Source organism: Paenibacillus sp. LK1 (genome assembly GCF_002750415.1).
Taxonomy (GTDB): domain Bacteria; phylum Bacillota; class Bacilli; order Paenibacillales; family Paenibacillaceae; genus Paenibacillus; species Paenibacillus taichungensis.
In genome coordinates this window covers 1-1,487 of the sequence record NZ_PEII01000037.1, presented here as the reverse complement: position 1 = coordinate 1,487, position 1,487 = coordinate 1, and the positions used below count along the sequence as shown (strand labels likewise).

At 40.0% G+C, this 1,487-nt stretch carries 3 protein-coding genes; 2 read left to right on the top strand and 1 reads right to left on the bottom strand.

Features of this window, described 5'->3' with window-relative positions; all coding sequences use genetic code 11:
• Positions 1-255: hypothetical protein (locus CS562_RS33250; RefSeq protein ID WP_218966756.1), on the top strand; the 255-nt coding region annotated here is incomplete at its 5' end.
• A gap of 17 nt (positions 256-272) precedes the next feature.
• On the top strand, positions 273-407 hold the full coding sequence (locus CS562_RS33660; RefSeq protein ID WP_257219680.1) for a hypothetical protein: 135 nt from the start codon (positions 273-275) through the stop codon (positions 405-407).
• Positions 408-590: 183 nt separating this feature from the next.
• Here the strand turns inward: CS562_RS33660 and CS562_RS32425 are convergent, their stop codons facing one another.
• On the bottom strand, positions 591-1,265 hold the full coding sequence (locus tag CS562_RS32425; protein ID WP_099859438.1) for a hypothetical protein: 675 nt from the start codon (positions 1,263-1,265) through the stop codon (positions 591-593).
• Positions 1,266-1,487 lie beyond the last annotated feature (222 nt).

Genomic DNA, 1,487 nt, shown 5'->3' with positions numbered 1-1,487 from the left:
TCCGGGGCTGTACTCAAGGGGGAATTTCATAATGAAGGGACTGTCCCAAAACACAATTTTAGCCTCACACAATTTGATACCGGACAGCCAACCTGGGCATCATTTACACCAATGTCCGGGGGCTGCACTCTTTTGCCCACTTTGAATAAGGGGAAGAGAAGGCTTCGCTGGGTGAACTACCGGGAAATGGCAGCTATAGAAGTGAAGAAATTACACACACACCTGGGAAAGAGCAAGATCAGCAACTTGATTTAGAAGGAAGGTGGCGATACGTGGAAATGCCCGGCGATCAGGATACTTACGTTACTCATATGAAAGCAAACCAACCACCGAAAGCGATTATGAAACGAAGCTTCATCACTCAAATGCGCAGACTGCACGGATTGTCCGCTGAAAAACAAATTTAAGAAGGCCGCACCTTCACCCTTCACTGGATGAAGAGACGTAGAGCGGATTTTGCAACTGAAAAACGTCATATGGGACAGTGGCTAACACTTGTAAATGCGAGCCACGCCCTTTGACGACATTTTTAAAATATGTACCCGTTTAAACCATTGAAGACTACAATCCAATTGCTACGGGAAATTCAATCAGTTCATTGTGCTCACCCATTCACTGTTATTCCAGATATCAGGATTGTCAATAGTCTGAGTATCTCCACGTACAGATGAATCATAGCTATCCTTACTACTTGTATACCAATCAACAATAACTAACTTTCCATTCGAATTTTGCACAAGAAATTCAGTAGGTTCAGCAAAGTTACCTATATCCTTATGAACACGTGCATCTAATTTCAAATAGAAAAAACTCTTATCTCCTCCAACATACTCTACTTGTCTAGCATCAATATCAACGCCTGTCACCTGATTATAGGTAAACTTGTTCTTAAGGAATAAATCATATTGAGATGAAACTTTTTTTTGCGTATATTGTTTAAGATTTTCGTTATCGATATAAGTATCCAAATCAATTTCCGAGCCGTTCCAAATCGCTTTATAATATCCAGACAGAGCTTCTGCACACATTTTATAAGCCGTTTCAGAATCCCCAGCAGATAGATTACTTTCGTTCTGAGCTAAAAATTCTGAGGTGACTTTTGATAAATCCCCTTTTGTGCTCAGCGAAATTTCTGTGTTTTTAGATTCCTTCGCATCCATATCACCTACGACAACGGCAGTGTTCTCTTCATTAGTACTAGTATTAGTCTGTTCGCATGCGCTAAGGGTAAGCACAATTATTAATAAGAGATAAGCACGTTTCATTGCAGTTCCTCCAGTGAAAATATTGTTTAACTCCTGTCGTTAAGCAGGGGAAGTTCTTTTTGAAGCACAACACTTTGGAGTGAGGTGCACCCTCTCTTGCTTAGAAGATTGAAAATTGAATTGAATGTGAGGTAACTTCCCTTGTAAATCCAGTGTACATCTCCACATTATACCATTTACTAAAAGGAAAGCGCTATTACATGTTATATAACTTTTCGCCTT

What these genes read in the sequence shown, in the direction of transcription:
- CS562_RS32425 (WP_099859438.1), bottom strand. Translation starts at nt 1,265, where the DNA reads ATGAAACGTGCTTATCTCTTATTAATAATTGTGCTTACCCTTAGCGCA.